This is a genomic window from Curtobacterium sp. PvP017 (assembly GCF_054060195.1).
The window spans coordinates 245,735-264,666 of the sequence record NZ_JBSSCY010000004.1 but is presented as its reverse complement, the minus strand read 5'-3'; the positions used below and the strand labels follow the sequence as shown (position 1 = coordinate 264,666).

The following is an 18,932-nucleotide window of genomic DNA, read 5'->3' as shown; positions in this document are numbered from 1 at the left end:
GGCCGCCACGGGCCTCCCGTCCGACCGTCGATCGGGACCACGCTGCGCCCCGCCGTGGTCATCGCGCCCCGACTCTCCGGGGCGCGATGACGTTGACGGGGCGCAGCGCGCGAGCGCGCGAGCGCCCGAACGCGCGGCGCTACGCCACCTCGAACAGGTGGATGCCGGGGCCGTACGCGGTGAACACCTGACCGGCGGGGCGGAGCCGCTCGTGGTCGCGGTGCTTCTCGCTCGACCACGCGAGCCGGTAGCCGAGCACGTCCTCGCGGACCGGCAGCGTCAGGTCGCGCGTGCGCCCGCTGCCGTGCACGACGACCAGGACGCGGTCGTACGGTTCGTGATCCGGCGTCGACTCGGCGAAGTACTGCAGGACGCGGTGCACCGGCTGGTCCCAGCCCTCGACGGTCATCGGGTGGCCGTCCGGCCCGTACCAGGACATCCGCGAGGCCCCGGGGGTCTCCTGCCCCTCGACGCCGAACCGTGTCGGCCGCAGCGCCGGGTGCGCTGCGCGGAACCGCGCGAGGGCGGCGACGGCCTCGGTCATCGCCTCGGCGTCCTCGTCGTCGGACCAGTCCACGGGGGTGAGGTCGTCGGACACCACGTACGCGTTGTTGTTGCCGTGCTGCGTCCGGCTCCGTTCGTCGCCCGCGGTGAGCATCGGCACGCCGGCCGAGAGCAGCAGCGTCGCGGCGAGGTTCCGCATCGAACGGCCGCGCGCCGCCCGGACGCCGCGATCGGCCGTGTCGCCCTCGATGCCGTGGTTGAACGAACGGTTGTCGTTCGAGCCGTCGCGGTTGTCCTCGCCGTTCGCCGCGTTGTGCTTGCCGTCGTACGACACCAGGTCGAGCAGGGTGAACCCGTCGTGGGCCGTCACGAAGTTGACGCTCGCCAGCGGGCCGCGCTCGGCACCGAAGACGTGACGCGACCCGGTCAGGGCGCCGGCGAGCGCACCGATGCCCGTGTGGGGCATGCCGTTGCGGCGTTCCTCGGCGATGTCGGTGAGCCAGAACTGCCGCACGGTGTTCCGGAACCCGTCGTTCCACTCGCTGGTCCGGGCGCCCGCCGCGCCGAACGAGCCGGTCTTCCAGCCGTCGGGGCCGACGTCCCACGGTTCGGCGATGACCAGGGTGTCCTGCAGGTCGGGGTGGTTCCGGATCCGTTCGAGCAGTGGGTGCTGCGGGTCGAACACGTGGTGGGCGTCGCGGGCAAGAGCCGCCATGAGGTCGAAGCGGAAGCCGTCGACCTGCACCTCGCGGGCCCAGTACACCAGGCTGTCGACGATCAGGTCGGCGGTGGCCTCCACCGACGTGTCGAGGGTGTTCCCGCAGCCCGTGGTGTCGTAGTAGGTGTCCTGCAACGGCGGCTGCGCCTGGGTCCACCGGTACCGGTTCGCGCCGTCGATGCCGCGCAGGCTCGTGGTGGGTCCGCCGAGCCCTTCCTCCGCCGTGTGGTTGTAGACGACGTCGAGCACCACCTGGATACCCGCCTCGTGCAGCAGCCGGACCATGCCCTTGAACTCGCGCAGGACCGCGGACGCGCCCTCGGCCCGGGCCGGTGCCGAGGCGTGGGCGGCGTGCGGCGCGAAGAACCCGAGCGTGTTGTAGCCCCAGGCGTTCTCGCGGCCGGCGTCCCGCAGCCAGTTCTCGGTGTCGAAGGCCTGCACCGGCAGGAGCTCGAGCGTCGTGACACCGATCCGGTGCAGGTGCGCGATGGTGCTCTCGTGCGCCACCCCGGCGTACGTGCCGCGCAGGTGCTCCGGCAGGTGGGGGTTCGCGGCGGTCAGGGTGCGGACGTTCGCCTCGTAGACGACGGCACGGTCGAGCGGGACCAACGGCTTGACGACGCCGCCCCAGTCGAAGGCGTCGTCCACGACGACACTCGTCCAGCGGGACGTGCTGGTCCCGGTGGCGGGTCCGGGCCCGGCCCCGGCGTCGGGTCCGCTCTCGTGCGCGCCGGTCGGGGCGATGCCGCGGGCGTACGGATCGAGCAGGGGCCGTGTCGGGTCGAACTCGTTCCGCGGACCGACGGGGCCGTCGACGAGCAGGTGGTACCGGTCACCGGGGACGACGCCGGGCGTCTCGGCCGCCCACACGTCGGTCGCCGGCAGCCGCTCGAGCGGGTACCGGGCCGACTGCCCGTCCGCTCGCTCGACGACCACGACGACGGCCGTGGCGGTGGCGGACCGCAGGGAGAACCGCGGGACGTCGGCCCCGAGGTCGAACCCCGGGGTGTGGTCGATCGCTGTCTCGTGCACCCGACAAGGGTACGAGGACCGGCGCGTATCCTGGACATCGCTCGTTCCAGGGGGTGCACATGCCGGTCTACCTCGACCACGCCGCGACGACGCCGATCCTGCCGGAGGCGCTCGCCGCGTTCACCGACGCGCTCGGAACCGTCGGCAACCCGTCCTCGATCCACAGCGCCGGGCAGCGCGCGAAGATGCTGCTCGAGGACGGTCGCGCCGCCGTCGCCCGGTCGCTCGACGCGGACACCGTCGAGGTCGTGTTCACCTCCGGCGGCACCGAGAGCATCAACCTCGCCGTGAAGGGCCTCTTCTGGGCGCGCCAGCGCGACCGCGCCCGGCCCCGCATCGTGGTCCCCGGCGGCGAGCACCACGCCACCGTCGACACGCTGACCTGGTTGGAGGCGCACGAGGGCGCCGTCATCGACGTGGTCCCGTTGGACGCGCAGGGTCGCGTCGACCTCGCCGGACTGGAGGCACGACTCGCCTCCGCCGACGACGTCGCCCTGGTCACGTTCCTGTGGGCGAACAACGAGGTGGGCACCATCCAGCCCGTGTCCCGGATCGTGGACCTCGCGCACGCCGCCGGGGTGCCCGTGCACAGCGACGCCGTCGCCGCCTACGGCCAGGTGCCGGTGTCGTTCGCCGCGTCCGGCCTCGACGCCCTGAGCGTCTCCGCGCACAAGGTCGGCGGACCGGTCGGCATCGGTGCGCTGGTGCTCGGGCGGAAGGCCACCGTCGAGCCCCTCATCCACGGCGGCGGGCAGCAGCGGCAGGTCCGGAGCGGCACGCAGGACGCCCCCGCTGCCGCAGCGTTCGGGGTCGCTGCCACGATGGTCGCCGCCGAGCCGATGCCGCACCCGTCGCTCGTCGCCCTGCGCGACCGGCTCGTCGCCGGTGTTCGAGCGGCCGTGCCGTCCGCCGTGCTGATGGGGGACCCCGACGACCGCCTGCCGGGCAACGCGCACTTCACCTTCCCAGGCTGCGAGGGCGACTCGCTGCTGTTCGTGCTGGACGCGGCCGGTGTCGCGGTGTCGACCGGGTCGGCGTGCCAGGCCGGTGTGCCCGAGGCGTCGCACGTGCTGCTCGCGATGGGCCTGTCGGAGCAGGACGCCCGCGGCGCGCTCCGGATCACGCTCGGGCACACCTCGACCGATGCCGACGTCGACGCGTTCCTGGCGGCGTTGCCGGACGCGGTCGCGCGCGCCGGGGCTGCTGGGATGGCGTCGCGGGAGCCGCTGCTCGGGCGCTGACCGCCGAGCGACCCGCCGTCTGCCCCCGAGCGCACGAGTCCGGGGGAGCCGATCGAGCGCACCGTCGCCCCGAGGAACACGTCTCGACGTGTCAGGAGAACCGGGCGAGGAGCGCGTCCGTCTCCGCTGCGGTCGGCGCTGTCGCCGGACCGTTCCTGGTGACGGCGAGGGCCGCGGCGGCGTTCGCCCGTCGCACGGCGTCAACGAGCGACGCCCCTCGGGACAACGCCGCGACGAGCACCCCGCCGTGGGCGTCTCCTGCACCGTTCGAGTCCACCGCCGCGACCGGGAACCCGGGGACCAGCACGGGGGAGACACCGGGCTCGACGACCCAGCAGCCGACTGGCCCGTCGCGGACCAGGGCGGTGCCGCGGGCGGCCGCGGCGATCGTGGCGACCGCCTCGGGGAGTCCCGCGGACGTGGGAGCCATGAGCCGTGCCTCCCGTCCGTTGGCGCTGACCACGTCCGCACGCGCCGTGACGGGGCCGAGCACCGCCGGGGGCAGCGTGTCGACGAGCGGCGACGGGTCCAGGACGACGCGGACGGAGTCGGGCACCGTCCCGAGCCAATCGGCGATCGCCCGTCCGTTGACGGCGTGCGCGAGGCCGTAGCCGGACACGAACACCGTGTCGTCGGCGACGAGGGCGATCCGGTCGAGGTCGGCGCGGTCGAGCTGGCCCTCCGCGCCGACGCTCGTGACGAAGGTCCGCTCCGTCGAGGCGTCCACGAGTGCGACGCAGTACCCGCTGTCGACGTCGTCGAGACCGGGTTGCAGGACGTCCACGCCGGACGCGGCGAGAGCGCGACGCACCACGTCGCCGAAGGGCCCACTGCCGTACTGGCCCCCGAACGCGACGTCGAGCCCGTCGCGGACGGCGGCGACCATCGTGTTCAGGCCGCCGCCCGCGGTGATCTCCGACGCGGAGGCGATGACGTCGCCGCCCGGATCCGGGATCGCGTCGATGCGCATGACGATGTCGACGATGACGTTGCCGACCGAGACGAGGCGGGGCATCAGGCGCGCGCCTCGGCATCCGCGGTGGTGGCCGTCTCGTGCTCGGTGAGCCGGCCGCGCGCTCCGCCGGTCAGCAGGTAGACCGCGGCAGCGACGATGAACGTGATGACCCAGCCGAGTCCGTTCGCACCGATCCAGGTCCCGGAGAACGCGCCGACGAAGACGGGGTCCGCGTCACCGACCTGCACCTCGGTGAACAGGAACCCGATCACGATCGCGACGATCCAGGCGGCGAGGGCACCCCAGGCGACGCCGCCGCGGTACCAGTACCGGCCGCCAGCGCGCAGGTCGAGGAGCGCGGCCGGGTCGTACCAGCGCCGACGCACCATGTCGGCGATGAAGACGCCGAGCCATGCGGTGATCGGGACGGCGAGGACGGAGATGAACGTGATGAAGGGTGCGTAGAAGCCGTCGGCGACGAGCATGAAGTACATCGCGCCGAGTGTGGTGACGACCACGTCGACCGCGACCGCCCACACGCGCGGGACCTTGATGCCGAGGGTCAGCGTGGTGAGGCTCGCCGAGTACACGGACAGGTGGTTCGACAGCAGGAGGCCGCCGAACGCCGCGATGAGGTACGGGATCGCCATCCAGCTCGGCAACAGGTCGCGGATCGCCGCGACCGGGTCGCCCGCCTGCGCCAGCGTCGGGTCACCGGCGGACACGAGCGCGCCGAGACCGACCAGGACGACGAGCGGGATGCCCGCACCGGCAGCACTCGACGCGATCAGGGCGCCGGCCTTCGACGAGGTGCGGGTGTAGCGAGCGATGTCCGCCCCGGCCGTGGCCCAACCGATGCCGGTGCCGGCGGCGATGGTGCCGATGCCGATCACCATCGCGGCGACCGGACCCGCGGGCTGGGACCCCACGACGTCCCAGTCGACGCGCAGCACGAGGAAGACCGCGACGAACACGTTGAGCGCGCCGAACACCCACGTCGCCCACTTCTGGACGGCGACGATGAACGCGTGCCCGAGGCCGGAGACGAGCACCGTGGCGATGACGAACACCAGGATCGCGACGATCGTCAACACCGGGTTCGCCTTCGCGTCACCGCCCGTACCGAACAGGATCGTGAACAGCGACAGCAGCACGAACGCCGCCGTGGTGGTGTTCACCGTCTCCCAACCGAGCCGTGACAGCAGCGACACGAACGTCGGTCCGATGTTGCCGCGGACGCCGAACACCGCTCGGCTGAGTGTCAGGCCCGGAGCACCGCCGCGACGGCCGGCGATGGAGATCACCCCGACGACCGCGAAGGACCCGGCGGCGCCGATCACCGCGACGAGCAACGCCTGCCAGATGGTCAAGCCCTGGAACGCGACCAGGGTCGCACCGAGGGGGAGGCCGAGGATGGAGATGTTGGCGGCGAACCAGACCCAGAACAGCGCGCCGGGCGTACCGGTCCGTTCGTCGTGGGGAACGGGCTCGATGCCCCGCTGCTCGATCGTCGTCAGCGTGCCGCTGCTGAGGGTGGTGGGCGTCTCGGACATGGTTCGGTTCCTCTTACGTCGTCGGAAGGGTGGTGCGCGAAACCGGGCACCGGCCTGTCGGGCCGACGCCACAGCGTGGGGGAGGAGGAGGGTGAGGGCGGGTCAGGTGCCCGTGCGGAGGCTGAGGAGACCATCGACGACCCGGTCGAGCCGGAGGTCGTTGACGGTGGTCACGGTGGCGACGGCATCGGCAGGCCAGGCATCCGGCCCGTGGACGGCGCCGAGCACCGCACCGGCCATCGCGGCGATCGTGTCGGTGTCGCCGCCGAGTGATGCCGCCGAGCAGAGCGTCTGCCACGGGTCGAGGTCGAGGGCGACGAGGGCGAGTGCGGCGACGACGGACTCCTGGCTGGCCACGCTCGTGCCGATGAGCCGCGTGATGGTGTCGATCTGCGCGGACGCGGGCACGGTCGGCAGGTGCTCACGCGCCCACGTCGTCCTCGCAGCGATGTCCGCGCCGGCGACCCAGTGGCCGCGCTCGGCGCCGATCGTGGCGGCGGCGACCGCGGCGTCGAGCGCTCCGGACCGGGTCGCCCCGTCCAGGCCAGCGCTCACTGCCCCGGCGATCGCGCTCGCTCCTGCGATGCCGAGTCCGGTGTCGTGGGTGACGCGGCTGGCGTCCTGGACGGCGTCGACCAAGCTGACCAGGTCGCTCGACGGCACGGCGACACCGACCGGTGCGATCCGCATCGCGGCTCCGTTCGTCGTGCCGGTCGAGCCCGCCTCGGACGCAGGGACGCCGTCGAGGATCCGCTGCACGGCGGTCTTCGTGCTCGGGCCGAGCAGGTCGAGCGAGCCCTTCGCCTCCATCCCGCGCTCCCAGGCGATGAGTGCCTCGGCGAAGCGGACGGGGTCCAGTCGTCCGTCGCCCTCGAGCAGCAGCTCGGCGAGCATCAGGGCCTGTTCGGTGTCGTCGGTGATCGTGCCGGCCGGCATGCCGGTGGCGATCCGCTGGTGCGGTCCGGCGTCGGCGAATCCGGTGATGGCTCCGTGGTCGGCGAGGATCTGCGCGCGGGACATCGACTGGGTCGGCATGCCGAGGGCGTCGCCGATGGCCAGGCCGGTCAGGGCGGCGCGGGCGTGGGAGCGGAGGCGAGGGTGGTTCACGGAGTCCTGTCCGGGGGTCATCGTGTCGTCCCGAACCGCATGTGCAGTCGGAACCGGTCTGGATCGAGCAGGCTGTCGACGCGCTCGACGAACGCGCCTTCGGCCGTGCGTGTGACGCGGCGGCTGCGGAGGAACGGCGTGCCCGCGGCACGGTCGAGCAACGCCGCGTCGTCGATGTCGAGGGGGACGACGTCGATCCACTGCTCGGCGCTCGCCGGTACCAGGCCGGTCTCGCCGATCGTGGCCGTGAGGGAGCCGTCGACGAGCCCGTCGGTGGTCGCGGCCGCCAGGCGTCCCAGGTGCGGCACGACGCTGCGCTCCAGCGACACCGGGCTGCCACCGACGACCACACGGAGCCGGTCGATCGCGACGAACGTCGCACCGGCGGCATCGACCTCGGCCTGGAGTGCCGCGTCGTCGAACCGCTCGATGCGCAGGGTCCGCGTCGACACCTCGGTCCCCGATGCGGCGATGGACCGCGCCCAGCCGCCGCGGGGGTCGAGGGACGCCCCGTCGAACGTGACGACCGAGCCGATCCCGCCGCGGGTGGCGATGTACTCGTCGTCGGCGAGGTCGGCGAGCGCCGCTCGGACCGTGCCGCGACTCACGGCGAAGCGCACGGCCAGGTCGTTCTCGCCCGGCAGGCGCTCGCCGGCCCGGTACCGCCCCGTCGCGATCTCCTCGCGGAGCGCGTCGGCGACGAGACGTCGCTTCGATGTGACTGGCATGCTCTGAGCGTACATGTACAAGACCTGTCCAGTAGCCTCGTGCGCTCGCCGGATGTCCGCGAGCGGTGTCGTGGCAGGTGGGTCGGGGAGGACCGCGACCAGCGGGGCGGACCGGCGCCGGGCCTCCCGGTCCGCCGTTGCGGGCTCGCGCCGGTAGGATCGGTGACCATGGTCGAACTGGACTTCACCGAGCAGCTCTCCGCCCTCCGAGAGACCTTCGGCAACATCCGCTCGGTGGTCGACGTCGACCGCCTGCAGCGTGAGATCGCCGACCTCAGCGAGCAGGCGGGCGCCCAGGACCTCTGGGACGACGTCGAGCACGCGCAGCAGGTGACGAGCGCCCTCTCGCACCGCCAGTCGGAGCTGAAGAAGATCACCGACACCGAGCGACGCATCGACGACCTCGAGGTGCTCGTCGAGATGGCGAACGAGGGCGACGACCAGGACTCGGCCGACGAAGCCGTCGCCGAGCTCAAGGCGATCCAGAAGACGATGGGCGACCTCGAGGTGCAGACGCTCCTCGACGGCGAGTACGACGACCGCCCCGCCGTGATCACCATCCGTGCCGGGGCCGGTGGCGTCGACGCCGCGGACTTCGCCGAGATGCTCATGCGCATGTACCTCCGGTACGCCGAACAGCACGGCTTCAAGACCACCGTCATGGAGACCTCCTACGCCGAGGAAGCGGGCATCAAGTCCGCCACCTTCGAGGTCGACGCCCCGCACGCGTTCGGCACCCTGTCGATCGAGGCCGGCACGCACCGCCTCGTCCGCATGTCGCCGTTCGGTGCCGCGGGCAAGCGCCAGACCTCGTTCGCCGCGGTCGAAGTCATCCCGCTCATGCCGGAGACGATGGTCATCGACATCCCCGAGAACGACATCCGTGTCGACGTCTTCCGCTCGTCGGGCCCCGGTGGGCAGTCCGTCAACACGACCGACTCCGCGGTGCGCCTGACGCACATCCCGACCGGCACCGTCGTCTCGATGCAGAACGAGAAGTCGCAGATCCAGAACCGTGCGGCCGCCATGCGCGTGCTGCAGTCGCGCCTGCTCCTCCTGAAGAAGGAAGAGGAGAACGCGAAGAAGAAGGAGCTCGCCGGCAACATCACGGCGAGCTGGGGCGACCAGATCCGGTCGTACGTGCTGGCGCCGTACCAGATGGTCAAGGACCTGCGGAGCGAGCACGAGGTGAACAACCCCTCAGCCGTGTTCGACGGCGACCTGGACGGCTTCATCAACGCCGGCATCCGCTGGCGCAAGCAATCGGTCGACGCGTAGGGGTTCGTGAGCCGCGCGCCTCGCTTGCTTTCCAAGCGGGGCGACCTACCCTGATCCGGTCATGATCAAATTCGACCAGGTCACCAAGGTCTACTCGGGCAACCCGAGTCCGGCGCTCGACAACCTCACCCTCGAGATCCTCAAGGGCGAGTTCGTGTTCCTCGTGGGCGCCTCGGGTTCCGGCAAGTCCAGCTTCCTGCGCCTCGTGCTCAAGGAGGAGAAGCCCTCCCGCGGTCAGATCCACGTGCTCGGGCAGCGCCTCGGCTCGCTGGCGTCGCGGAAGGTCCCGTACTTCCGACGGAACCTCGGCGTCGTCTTCCAGGACTTCCGACTCCTGCCGAACAAGAACGTGTTCGACAACGTCGCGTTCTCGCTGCAGGTGATCGGCAAGAGCAAGGGCTTCATCAGCGAGGCCGTCACCGACGTGCTGAAGCTCGTCGGTCTCGCGGGCAAGGCAACGCGCATGCCGCACGAGCTCTCCGGTGGTGAGCAGCAGCGTGTCGCGATCGCCCGCGCCGTCGTCAACAAGCCGGCGATCCTGCTGGCCGACGAGCCCACCGGCAACCTGGACCCCACCACGTCCGCCGGCATCATGGCGCTCCTCGAACGCATCAACCAGGGAGGCACCACCGTGCTCATGGCGACGCACGACGCCAGCATCGTGAACCAGATGCAGCGTCGGGTCATCGAGCTGTCGAACGGCACCGTCCTGCGCGACGAGCAGTCCGGCGGCTACCAGACCCAGGCGGTCCCGATCCAGCGCGGCACCGTGTCGAACACCACCGGCATCCAGACCATCCCGGGGCTCATCCGATGAGGCTCGGACTCGTCATGTCCGAGGTCGGCTCGGGCCTGCGGCGCAACGCGTCGATGGTCGTCTCCGTCGTCCTGGTGACCTTCATCTCGCTCACCTTCGTGGGCACCGCGATCCTGCTGCAGATGCAGATCAACCAGATGAAGGGGTACTGGTACGACCGGGCCCAGGTCGCCGTCTACCTGTGCACCGACACCGACACCACCGGCAACTGCACGGGCGCGAAGGCGACCGAGGACCAGCGGAAGCAGGTCCAGGCCCAGCTCGACTCGTCCACCCTCAAGCCGTACATCGAGAAGACGTACTACGAGGACCAGGACCAGGCGTTCACCCGCTTCAAGGAGCAGTTCAAGGACTCCGCGGCGACCGAGTTCGTCAAGCCCGAGTACCTCAACGAGACCTTCTGGGTGAACCTGAAGAACCCGTCGCAGGCCGACGTCCTCGTCGAGAGCCTGTCGAAGGTCGCCGGCGTGCAGAGCGTCGTCGACCAACGCGGCTACCTGCAACCCATCTTCAACCTGCTGAATGCGTCGTCGTACACGGCGATCGGCATCGCGGCGCTCATGCTCGTCGCCGCCGTGCTCCTCATCGCGACCACGATCCGGTTGTCCGCGTTCAGTCGCAGGCGGGAGCTCGGCATCATGCGACTCGTCGGTGCGTCGAACCGGTTCATCCAGACGCCGTTCGTGCTCGAGGGGGTGATCGCCGCCGCCATCGGAGCCGTCCTGGCTGGTGGTGCCATCACCGCGGTGGTGTGGTTCTTCGTCCGGAACTTCCTGGCCGAGCGCTTCACCGGCACGGCCTTCATCGGCATGGGGGACGCGGCCATCGTGGTGCCGTCGGTGATCGTCATCGGGGTGCTGCTCGCCGCGGTGTCGGCGTCGATCGCCATCCGCCGCTACCTCAAGGTCTGACCCGGCGCGCCGGGAAGGTGCGGAGGGCCTCCGCTGTTGGGTAGTCTGTAGGGCTGCGCAATGCAGTGCCCGGTACGAGAGGAGTCGTCATGGCGAAGGAACGCGGTGAGAAGATCGTCGCGACGAACCGTCGCGCCCGACACGACTACCTCATCGAGGACACGTACGAGGCCGGCATGGTCCTGTCCGGCACCGAGGTGAAGTCCCTGCGTATGGGTCGTGCCTCGCTTGTCGACGGCTACGCCTACATCGACCGCGGGGAAGCCTGGATCGATGCCGTGCACATCCCCGAGTACACCGAGGGCACCTGGAACAACCACGCACCTCGGCGCAAGCGCAAGCTGCTCCTCCACAAGCAGCAGATCGTGAAGATCTCGCACAAGACGGCCCAGGGTGGCTACACGCTGGTGCCGTTGCAGATCTACTTCCACGACGGCCGAGCGAAGATCGAGATCGCCGTCGCGAAGGGCAAGCGCGAGTTCGACAAGCGTCAGGCCCTGCGTGAGAAGACCGACAAGCGTGAAGCCGAGCGGGCCATGCGCACGAAGAACCGGGTCGGCGAGTAGCGGCCTCCCACCTCGGTCAGCTAGACTGAGGGACTGCTCCGATCGGAGCAGTGGCAACACAACTCAACAGCGTGACAGCGGCTCGCACGTCCGGCCCGCATGGGGATGATCGGTTTCGACATTGCCTGTGTGCCGACGGGAAGCGGGCCGAGGACCCACGGTTATCTCGTGAACGATCCGTGGAAAACAACAAGTGCCAATTCCAAGCGCACTGACTTCGCTCTCGCTGCGTAAGCAGCCCAGCACATGAAGTCCGTCGGCCAGGTGACCGTCCCCTAACCTGATCCCGGCGTCATCCAGAGGACTTGCTGCACGGTTGCGCCTCAGGGCCGTGCGGGACTTGCACTGAGACTGGGCCCGTCGTCCTAGAAGCCGGTAGCAAAGGACGGGGCCGAGCAGAACGAACTATCCGGATACGCCCGTAGAAGACGTCGAATTGCAGCGATGGACGGGGGTTCGATTCCCCCCATCTCCACCATTCGCCGGTCGTCCAGTCGCTGTCACCGTTGACCGAACGCCCCGTCACCGTCCCTGGACGATGCCGGGGCGTTCGCTGTTCGGCCACCTCGCAGGACTACGATCCGGTGCAGGCGCAGGGACACGCCCGCGTCGACCCCGAACGGAAGGCCCCCACGTGGTGCAGGAGATCGCGATCCGAGTCCGTCTGCGCGAGCAGGAGCGAGTGGTACTCGCCGACTACGAGCGGATCGTCGGGTCCGTCGCCACGGTCGCGGCCCTCGCCGCCTGGCTGCCCACACCCGACGCCCGCCTGGTCGTCCGTGGCCGGGGTGCCGAACCGGTTCGCCTCGAGACCGTCACGTACGGGTCGGTCGTCGAGATGCTCGTCGTGCTCGACCAGCGCTCGGCCGCCGTCGAGCGGGGTGCCGCCGCGATCGCCGCCCTGATCGAGTCCGTGCGGCACGAGCACGTGGCCGACGACGTCGCCGGAGTGGCCGGTGAGCTGGACCGCCTCGACCGCGCTGCACCGCGCGGCCGGTCGGTCGTCGAGCGCACCCTCCGCACGTTCCTCGAAGGGGCTCGGGCCGACGTGCTCGCCCGGAAGACGACCACCCGGGTCCGCACGGCGCAGGCGCTGCTGCGGCTCGCCGAGGACGACGCCGTGCTCACCGTGGAGCGGGTGACCGACGCGCTCGCGCCGGTACTCGAAGAGCACGCGGTCGACGTCGAGCTCGACACGGGGTCCGCCGTGGTCGTCGAGCCGATCGACGGGGTCGCGTCGCCGGAGCAGGCGCCGGTCCTGCCGTTGCCCTCGGCCCGGTTGCAGCCGGAGCAGCAGAAGGACGACGACAAGGAAAAGTCGTCCAAGAAGAAGGACCAGAAGAAGTCGTCCGAGAAGAAGGACGACGGCAAGAAGAAGGACGACGGGAAGAAGAAGTCGGACAAGAAGAAGTCGGACAAGAAGAAGTCGGACAAGAAGGACCACGACAAGAAGAAGCCGGGCAAGAAGAAGCGGAGCGACGAGCAGCGTCGATGAGGCGTACTCGATCCGACGGCGGCAGGGTTGCGGTGCCGTTCCGCATGTAGAATACTAGGTGTTATGACATCGCGAACGAGGCCGCCGTCGATCGAGCGATCGCCATCGCTCATGACGCGTCTCGCCGGCATCGGTGCGGCAGTCCTCGCCTTCGCGAGCGCCATCGAGCCGAACCTCGTTCTCCGGTACGGCCCGGTCGTCGCCATCGTGACGCTCATCCTGAGCAACCCGCGACGGCTCAGGCTCGGTTGGACCGAGGTGCTCCTCGGGCTCTTCGTCATCTGGATCGGGTACTCCCAGTTGTGGAGCGTTGCGCCGGAACGGTACCTGGTGAACGCACTCACGCTCGTGTCGTCTGCACTGATGTTCGTGGCCGTGCGGGCCGCGATCGATCGGGGGGTGAACCTCTTCGTCGTCTTCGTCGCGTACGTGAGCGGCAACTTCGTCGCGTTGGCGATGACTGCCTGGCAGCTCGTCGCGAACGGTGAGGCGGAGCTGGACGGGGACCGCGTGACGCAAGCCGGAGTCCTCAACGTCAATCACGTCGCGTACGGACTCGTCGCGTCGATCGCTCTCGTGGTGCTCCTGTGGCGTTCGTCTCTGGTTCAGCAACCGATCGTACGAGTCCTCACCATCACGCTTCTGGTGTTCCTCGTGTCGGGCGTCCTCGCAACGGGTACGCGGAGTGCTCTCCTCGCGATCCTGTGTCTGGCAGCTTGGCTCGTCATCCGGTGGCTCGGGGGCTCCCTCCGTGCGCTCACAGTGGTCGTCGTGGTCTGGTCGGTGTCCGTCAGTGCGGGCTGGCTCGACCGGGTGCTCGAACTCGTCGACTTCGGTGAGCGTGGGCGGGGCGGCTTGTCCGGCAGGCTCGACATCTGGCCTGTCGCACGCCAGCTGTGGGACCAGGACTGGATACTCGGCTCCGGGCTCGGCGCCGTGCGGTCGGCCACACCGGATCAACTCGCTTCGCACAACACGATCCTCGAGACCGGATCCACCCTCGGGTTGGTGGGACTGGTCGTGTTCTTCGCTTTCCTCGTTCTCTCGCAACGCGACCGACTGGCAGAGCTCCCGGACAGTGCCCGGGACCTTCGTCTCGGAGTGGTCATCGCGACCCTGACGCCGATCGTCCTGTCGGGCATCTGGGAGTACGACGCCTCCGGATGGGTGGCCCTCGCGCTGCTCGGTCAGCCGTTCATCGAGCGATCCACGCAGCGGCCCGTCGTCGCCGAAGGCGGCAGCGCGGTGCTGGCTTCAGGTGGGCCGCCGCTGCTGGTGGGCATCGCTGCGCGCTAGTACGGGATCGCCCATCGGGTCGTGAGCTCGCGCTCGATCGATGGGGCTCGCCTCGTCGACTTCGACGACCCCGAGGCGACACCTCCGAACCCGCCATGCGTCGGTGCTGCCCGCGGTCCCGACGTTGGAGGACGTGCGTGTGCCGGTCGGACTGGGACGGCCACGGACCCGCCCGGAGGCGTGGTGGCCGACAAGAGGTAACCGTCCAGAGCGAACCGCGCCTGGCTGCGGGCGCGGCGCGGGGTCGCGATGCGCTCAGACGAGACCGACCGCAACCACCACGCCGGACTCAGCCTCGCCGCAACGCCCCACCGTCTCGGCAGCAGGCCAAGGTCGGCTGCTCCCAGAACGGCGATCTGGCCGTGCCCTGATCCGCGCTCCTCCTTGCGTGCTTGAACCCGCACGCTCCCTCGGCACAGGAGCCGAGTCCTCCCGAGACCTGCTCGAAGCCGCCGAAGCACCGTCATGTGACCCGTTCGTCAACGTCCAGGTCGCAGTTGGCGTCCTGCTGCAGTCGCGGACCCGCCGATGGAGTTCGCACCACTGCACCACGCCCAGGAAGGCGCCGCCGTTGTGAGTTCGATGCGGCGCTGGCGGCTGGTCACTCGATCGCGAGTGCCGGCCGGAACAAGGGCGCCAGCATCCCGCTGTACTCCGGGGAGATGTGCAGGCCGTCGCGGTACAGCCAGGTTCCGTTGCGGAACGTGGAACAGACGTCATCGCGACAGATGTCCGCGAGCAGGTCGATCTGGCCTGCCCCGGTCGTCCGGATGGCCTCGGTCTCCGCGGTACGGATGGCGTGCTGGCGATCGCGCACCGATCTCTCACTGATGGTGATCCCGCACGCAGCCGGGTCCGTGAACGCCACGGCGTTCTGGCACTCGACCGGGTGCCACCAATCGCGTTGCGCACCCGGGAAGTGCGGCAGCGTCCTGATGAGGACGACGTCGAACCCTGAGCGCTGGAGATCCTCGATCCGCTGGGCCAGGCGTTCCGCCCAGACAGCCGACTTGGCCGCCGTCGTGCGCGCCACCGAGCCGTCGCCGGCCCGGAACGTGTCATCGGCGGCCAGCACCATCTCACTGGACGCGGCGATGAGGACCGTGCCGCGCGGCTGTGACCGCAACCACGATGTGGTGTCCTCGACGTAGCGTGCGCACTCGGCGCCCTTCGATGCGTCGGAGGCGCGCTGCAGTCCGATGTCGAGGAAGGGACATCCGCCCCAGGTCGCGACGACGAGCCGTCGGTCCTCGCCGACAGCTGCCGATCTCGCGGCCTCGGTGAACTGTTGGGCGTTCGAGTCGCCGAGCAGGTACACCGGTCGGCCGTCGGCGGGCCCCCAGGTGCACGGGCCGAGGTCACGCTGAGAGACCGGAGTGGTCGACAGGCACTCGTTGTAGCTGATCGGTCGGGCCAGCAGCTGGTCAGCGGCGCTCGCGAGCTTCGGATCGCCCCACGACGTGAGTGCGCCCCCGAGGACGAGGACGCTCGCAGTGCTGCCGGCCACGACTGCGATCACCGGTGCGCGCAGCGAGCGGCGCGTCGACGTGACCGCGCGGCCACGGAACGGGGTCTCGACGAATCGGTGGGTGAGCGCAGCCAGTGCGAGTGCGAGGGCGATGGCGCCGAGGACTGAGCCCTGCTGGCCGGGCCAGAGGCGCCACGCGAAGACGAGCAGCGGCCAGTGCCAGAGGTAGAGCGAGTACGAGACGTCACCGAGCCACGCGAGCGGGCGTTGCGCGAGCAGTCCGGACACCGGATTGTGACGTGCTCCGCCGGCGAGCACGAGGGCAGTCCCTGTGACGGGCAGGAGTGCCGCGGTGCCGGGGTACGCGCCGCCCGGCTCGATCCAGACGGCCGAAGCCGCGATGAGGATCAGTCCGAGGGCGACGGCGACCGGGCGCAACGCGTGCCACCGCGCTCGTGCAGGCCACAGCGCGAGCGCGGCGCCGACGGCGAACTCCCACGCTCGCGTCGGTGTCATGTAGAACGCGAACTGCGACGGGTTGGCGATGCCGGGCAGCACCGCCGAGAAGGAGAACACCAGCGAGGCCGAGAACGAGACGACGGCGACCACTGTGATGCACCAGAACAGCGTGCTCCGTCGAGATCGTCCCACTCGCCACGCGACGCAGAGCAGGAGCGGGAACAGGACGTAGAACTGTTCCTCGACACCGAGGGACCAGGTGTGCAGGAAGGGGTTCGACTGCACGTGTTCGCTGAAGTAGTCCGCCGAGATGAAGTACAGCGCGATGTTGGACATCCCCAGTGCGGCCGCGACCCCCGTGCCGGCCGACTGCTGTTGTGTGCCGAAGGGCGAGAGCAGGAGGGCGGTGCCGATCGCGGTGACGGCGAGGACGACACCCGCGGCCGGCAGGAGGCGATTGGCTCGTCGGATGGAGAACCTGCGGAGTGAGAAGCCCGCATCACTGGCGAGGTCCCTGACGACCATCGAGGTGATGACGAACCCGGAGATGACGAAGAACACGTCGACCCCGACGAACCCACCGGGCAGGGCGAGTTTCGCGTGTTCGATGACCACCAACGCGACGGCCACACCGCGGAGTCCCTGGACGTCGAGGCGAAGACCCTTGTGCTGCATCACATCAGAATATCAGATGTGATGCAATGAACTCTCGTCCGGTGACTCCGCCAGAGGTCGAGCAGGTTCGCCCGGATGCCCCGGCGCCGTACGCCCGCCGCAGGAGTCCGCGGATCCGGAGCACCGGCACGAGGTCGAGGAGACGAACGTGGGGGAGACGGCCCGCTCCCTGGCCTGCGCGGGGAGCGACCCCAGCAGACCAGCGGCCCGCGGTCTCTACCATGGTGCCGTGCCCCAGGTCCCACCCACCGAGCGCCGGCGAAGGCTGCTCCGTGCCGTCGAGCGTCACTCGGGCGCACTCGCCGCTGCTGCGCTCGCGATCGTCACCGCGATCGGGACCCTCCGGTACCACGCCGTCCACGCCGGCGACCCGGGCCACCTGAGAGTGGTCGTGCTCGGCGTGCTCCTGACGGCGGGTTCAGCGGCGACCGCGGTCCTGTCGCGGCGGGCACGGGTTCGCGAGCCGGCCGCGGTGACGCTCGCGCTCGTCGCGGTCGTCCTCGTCCTCGTCGCCCCGAGTGCCGCGTGGAGCGTGGTGCCGCTCGTGGTCCTGCTGCAGACGACCGTGCGCGTGGTGCCGGCGACCCTGGCGAGCGGCGCGGCCATCGTCGCTGCAGCGGCCTCGGTGCCGCGGCTGACCGGGAGCCAGGACCCCGGGCTCGTGGCCGGTTGCCTGCTCGCCGGGCTGGTCTTCCTGGCGGCGATCGTCCTGTCACGGTCGGCGCTCCGTGAGCGTTCCACGTCGGTCCGTCAGCTCGTCGCGACCCGGGCTCGACTCGTGGACAGCGAGCGGCGGGCGAGTGCTCTCGGGGAACGGCAGCACGTCGCCGCCGAACTGCACGACACGGTCCTGCAGTCCGTCGCCGGGGTGCTCCTGCTCACCGAGGCCGCCGAACGGTCCGGGGACGACGGGCTCGCTCGGGACGCCCGCCGTGCGCTGCGCTCCGCTGTCGCGCAGACCCGCACGCTGGTCGACGACCTGGGGTCCGGGTCGGACGACGAGGTCGACCTCGCGAGCGATTCGGCGGAGGCTGCCGCACGGGTCGGTGCGGGCTGGTCGACGACGGGGGAACCGCAGCCGCTCTCACCGTTGCGGGCGCTCGCGCTGCTCCGGACGGCCCAGGGGGCACTCGGCAACGCCGAGCGGCACGCGGACGCGACGACGATCACACTCGAGCTCCGGTACGGGGCGGATTCCGTCGTGATCGTGGTCTCCGACGACGGAGTCGGCTTCGACGTGGAGGCCGAGGTCGTGGCGGGCCCGGACGGCGGGCACGGCCTCGCGATCATGCGACGTCGGCTCGCGGCCGTCGGGGGAGCGCTCGACGTCCGATCGGACGACCACGGAACCGTCCTGACCGCGACGGTGCCGGTGGCGGAACGATGATCCGCGTCGTGCTCGTCGACGACCACCCGATGCTCCGGACCGGTGTCGCGGCCGTCCTGGGGACCTACCCCGGCATCGAGGTCGTCGGCTCGACCGGCGATCCGGACGCCGTCGTGTCCCTGGTGGAGGCGACGTCGGCGGACGTCGTGGTGCTCGACCTGGGGCTCGGTTCGCGGAACGGCGGTGACCTGCTGCCCGAGCTCGTGCAGCGCACCCGCGTGCTGGTGTTCACCGCGACGGGCACCGACGTGGCCATCATGCGCGCACTCGATGCGGGCGCGACCGGGTACCTGCTCAAGGACGCCTCGGCTGACGAGCTGTCGGCGGGCATCACGGCCGCGGCGACCGGCACCGCGGTCTACGCCGCGGCGGTCGCAGAACGCATGCTCGACCGTGGACGTCGTCCGGACGAGACCCTGACGCCGCGGGAACTCGACGTGCTGGAGCTCCTCGGCGAGGGGCTGACGAACCGCGTCATCGCCGAGCAGCTGTTCATGAGCGAGTCGACCGTCAAGACCCACCTGATCCGGGTGTTCGCCAAACTCGGCGTGGACGGGCGAGCGGGTGCGGTGGCGGAGGCCACGCGCCGCGGGATCATCGCACTGACGTGATGTGACGCGACGTGATGTGACGCGACGCGACGCGACGTGATGCGACGCGACGCGACGAACGACGGCAGCGGAGCGACCACGTGGTCGCTCCGCTGCCGATGAGGTCCGGACCCCGGGGTCAGTGAGCAGGC

The 18,932-nt window shown here is 70.3% G+C and carries 15 protein-coding genes and 1 other RNA gene; 10 read left to right on the top strand and 6 right to left on the bottom strand.

The features are described 5' to 3' along the window. Nucleotides 1-139: 139 nt before the first annotated feature. A complete protein-coding gene (locus tag ACVKXF_RS10575) occupies nucleotides 140-2,254 on the bottom strand; it encodes a glycogen debranching protein (RefSeq protein WP_456795670.1) in 2,115 nt (704 codons plus the stop codon). A gap of 59 nt (nucleotides 2,255-2,313) precedes the next feature. Between ACVKXF_RS10575 and ACVKXF_RS10570 the strand changes: the two genes are divergently transcribed. Continuing rightward, nucleotides 2,314-3,495 (top strand): cysteine desulfurase family protein, encoded by a 1,182-nt coding sequence (locus ACVKXF_RS10570; protein WP_456795669.1) that lies wholly within the window; start codon nucleotides 2,314-2,316, stop codon nucleotides 3,493-3,495. 91 nt (nucleotides 3,496-3,586) lie between these two features. On the opposite strand, the gene ACVKXF_RS10565 is transcribed toward ACVKXF_RS10570, so the two are convergent. The 4 genes from ACVKXF_RS10565 to ACVKXF_RS10550 all read right to left on the bottom strand — a co-directional run bounded on the left by ACVKXF_RS10565 (nucleotide 3,587) and on the right by ACVKXF_RS10550 (nucleotide 7,838). After that, nucleotides 3,587-4,510, bottom strand: a complete 924-nt coding sequence (locus ACVKXF_RS10565; RefSeq protein WP_456795668.1) for a PfkB family carbohydrate kinase — start codon at nucleotides 4,508-4,510, stop codon at nucleotides 3,587-3,589. Beyond that, nucleotides 4,510-6,003, bottom strand: a complete 1,494-nt coding sequence (locus ACVKXF_RS10560; protein ID WP_456795667.1) for a purine-cytosine permease family protein — start codon at nucleotides 6,001-6,003, stop codon at nucleotides 4,510-4,512. The genes ACVKXF_RS10565 and ACVKXF_RS10560 overlap by 1 nt, the downstream gene beginning before the upstream one ends. A gap of 102 nt (nucleotides 6,004-6,105) precedes the next feature. Further along, complete coding sequence (locus ACVKXF_RS10555; protein WP_456795666.1) at nucleotides 6,106-7,131, bottom strand: ADP-ribosylglycohydrolase family protein; 1,026 nt, start codon at nucleotides 7,129-7,131, stop codon at nucleotides 6,106-6,108. Further along, on the bottom strand, nucleotides 7,128-7,838 hold the full coding sequence (locus ACVKXF_RS10550; protein ID WP_456795665.1) for a GntR family transcriptional regulator: 711 nt from the start codon (nucleotides 7,836-7,838) through the stop codon (nucleotides 7,128-7,130). The genes ACVKXF_RS10555 and ACVKXF_RS10550 overlap by 4 nt, the downstream gene beginning before the upstream one ends. Nucleotides 7,839-8,006: 168 nt before the next feature. Between ACVKXF_RS10550 and prfB the strand changes: the two genes are divergently transcribed. The 7 genes from prfB to ACVKXF_RS10515 all read left to right on the top strand — a co-directional run bounded on the left by prfB (nucleotide 8,007) and on the right by ACVKXF_RS10515 (nucleotide 14,201). Further along, nucleotides 8,007-9,116, top strand: a complete 1,110-nt coding sequence (gene prfB / locus ACVKXF_RS10545) for a peptide chain release factor 2 (protein WP_111086442.1) — start codon at nucleotides 8,007-8,009, stop codon at nucleotides 9,114-9,116. A 61-nt stretch (nucleotides 9,117-9,177) separates the two neighbouring features. Continuing rightward, nucleotides 9,178-9,933, top strand: a complete 756-nt coding sequence (gene ftsE, locus ACVKXF_RS10540; protein ID WP_111086441.1) for a cell division ATP-binding protein FtsE — start codon at nucleotides 9,178-9,180, stop codon at nucleotides 9,931-9,933. Further along, nucleotides 9,930-10,844, top strand: coding sequence for a permease-like cell division protein FtsX (gene ftsX / locus ACVKXF_RS10535; RefSeq protein WP_123312315.1), 915 nt, complete (start codon nucleotides 9,930-9,932; stop codon nucleotides 10,842-10,844). Before ftsE ends, ftsX begins: the two co-directional genes overlap by 4 nt. Before the next feature lie 89 nt (nucleotides 10,845-10,933). Next, nucleotides 10,934-11,410: an SsrA-binding protein SmpB gene (gene smpB, locus ACVKXF_RS10530; RefSeq protein WP_123312316.1), complete on the top strand. Its 477-nt coding sequence runs from the start codon at nucleotides 10,934-10,936 to the stop codon at nucleotides 11,408-11,410. Nucleotides 11,411-11,511: 101 nt separating this feature from the next. Next, nucleotides 11,512-11,888, top strand: a transfer-messenger RNA (tmRNA) gene (ssrA, locus tag ACVKXF_RS10525). 156 nt (nucleotides 11,889-12,044) lie between these two features. Further along, nucleotides 12,045-12,905, top strand: a complete 861-nt coding sequence (locus tag ACVKXF_RS10520; RefSeq protein WP_456795664.1) for a hypothetical protein — start codon at nucleotides 12,045-12,047, stop codon at nucleotides 12,903-12,905. A 111-nt stretch (nucleotides 12,906-13,016) separates the two neighbouring features. Continuing rightward, entirely contained in the window at nucleotides 13,017-14,201 is a 1,185-nt protein-coding gene (locus ACVKXF_RS10515; protein ID WP_456795663.1) for an O-antigen ligase family protein, read from the top strand. Nucleotides 14,202-14,802: 601 nt separating this feature from the next. Here ACVKXF_RS10515 and ACVKXF_RS10510 read toward each other — a convergent pair. Beyond that, on the bottom strand, nucleotides 14,803-16,803 hold the full coding sequence (locus ACVKXF_RS10510) for an acyltransferase family protein (RefSeq protein ID WP_456795662.1): 2,001 nt from the start codon (nucleotides 16,801-16,803) through the stop codon (nucleotides 14,803-14,805). Nucleotides 16,804-17,032: 229 nt separating this feature from the next. On the opposite strand from ACVKXF_RS10510, the gene ACVKXF_RS10505 reads away from it, so the two are divergent. Together ACVKXF_RS10505 and ACVKXF_RS10500 are read left to right on the top strand one after the other, a co-directional pair. Beyond that, complete coding sequence (locus ACVKXF_RS10505) at nucleotides 17,033-18,190, top strand: sensor histidine kinase (RefSeq protein WP_456795661.1); 1,158 nt, start codon at nucleotides 17,033-17,035, stop codon at nucleotides 18,188-18,190. Next, nucleotides 18,187-18,801: a response regulator gene (locus ACVKXF_RS10500; protein WP_456795660.1), complete on the top strand. Its 615-nt coding sequence runs from the start codon at nucleotides 18,187-18,189 to the stop codon at nucleotides 18,799-18,801. The genes ACVKXF_RS10505 and ACVKXF_RS10500 overlap by 4 nt, the downstream gene beginning before the upstream one ends. The last annotated feature ends 131 nt before the right edge of the window (nucleotides 18,802-18,932 follow it).

Excerpts from the sequence above, each read along its gene's own strand:
- ACVKXF_RS10570 (WP_456795669.1), top strand. The coding sequence starts at position 2,314 with ATGCCGGTCTACCTCGACCACGCCGCGACGACGCCGATCCTGCCGGAG.
- ACVKXF_RS10565 (WP_456795668.1), bottom strand. The coding sequence starts at position 4,510 with ATGCCCCGCCTCGTCTCGGTCGGCAACGTCATCGTCGACATCGTCATG.
- ACVKXF_RS10560 (WP_456795667.1), bottom strand. The coding sequence starts at position 6,003 with ATGTCCGAGACGCCCACCACCCTCAGCAGCGGCACGCTGACGACGATC.
- ACVKXF_RS10555 (WP_456795666.1), bottom strand. The coding sequence starts at position 7,131 with ATGACCCCCGGACAGGACTCCGTGAACCACCCTCGCCTCCGCTCCCAC.
- ACVKXF_RS10550 (WP_456795665.1), bottom strand. The coding sequence starts at position 7,838 with ATGCCAGTCACATCGAAGCGACGTCTCGTCGCCGACGCGCTCCGCGAG.
- prfB (WP_111086442.1), top strand. The coding sequence starts at position 8,007 with ATGGTCGAACTGGACTTCACCGAGCAGCTCTCCGCCCTCCGAGAGACC.
- ftsE (WP_111086441.1), top strand. The coding sequence starts at position 9,178 with ATGATCAAATTCGACCAGGTCACCAAGGTCTACTCGGGCAACCCGAGT.
- ftsX (WP_123312315.1), top strand. The coding sequence starts at position 9,930 with ATGAGGCTCGGACTCGTCATGTCCGAGGTCGGCTCGGGCCTGCGGCGC.
- smpB (WP_123312316.1), top strand. The coding sequence starts at position 10,934 with ATGGCGAAGGAACGCGGTGAGAAGATCGTCGCGACGAACCGTCGCGCC.
- ACVKXF_RS10515 (WP_456795663.1), top strand. The coding sequence starts at position 13,017 with ATGACGCGTCTCGCCGGCATCGGTGCGGCAGTCCTCGCCTTCGCGAGC.
- ACVKXF_RS10510 (WP_456795662.1), bottom strand. The coding sequence starts at position 16,803 with ATGCAGCACAAGGGTCTTCGCCTCGACGTCCAGGGACTCCGCGGTGTG.
- ACVKXF_RS10500 (WP_456795660.1), top strand. The coding sequence starts at position 18,187 with ATGATCCGCGTCGTGCTCGTCGACGACCACCCGATGCTCCGGACCGGT.